General features: G+C 47.0%; 1 pseudogene. It reads right to left on the reverse strand.

From position 1 onward, the window contains the following. Positions 1-144: 144 nt before the first annotated feature. Positions 145-698: pseudogene (locus R7Q09_RS25775) on the reverse strand (RNA polymerase-associated protein RapA); the annotation flags it as partial.

Raw genomic sequence — 698 nt, forward strand, 5'->3', positions numbered from 1 at the left:
TGGCTATCGATTGCTGGGCTGATTTACTTGTTTGGCTTCTTAGCTTTGTTTATTTGGTGGAAGTGGTTGATGTAATCCACAGGCAAACCGCAGATAAAGAAAAAGGTCTTCGATTGAAGACCTTTTTTAATGCGTTTTACGCGATTAGTTGTGGCTCACCACGATCAGACGGAGCGAGTCGAGCTGCACTTGAGCTTGATTGATGTAACCAGTCAGCTCTTTGATTTGCGCTTCAATCGCTTCAATCTCTTCATCACGAATGTTTGGGTTCACCGCTTTCAAGGCTTGTAAACGCTCTAGCTCCGCATTCAAGCTTTGCTGCATATCTTGCTGTGCTTGCTTGCGAACGGCTTCCACTTTCTCTTCAACCAGCACATCACCTGCTTCAATCAAACGGTGCACGTCTTTTTGCACAGACGTCACCAGCTTGCTGCCAAGATGACGGTTTACTGGGCTAAGTTGACGGTTGAAACCTTCAAACTCCACTTGAGCCGATAGATCGTTACCACGCGAGTCCATCATCAGACGGATTGGCGTTTTCGGTAAGAAGCGAGTGATACCGCTGCGTTTTGGTGCTTGCGCATCTACCGCGTAAATCAGTTCAAGCAGAATCGTACCAACTGGCAACGCCTTGTTTTTCAACAGAGATACCGCAGAAGTACCCACACCTTCACTCATCAGAAGATCGATACCACCTT

Source organism: Vibrio sp. 2130-1, assembly GCF_033339515.1.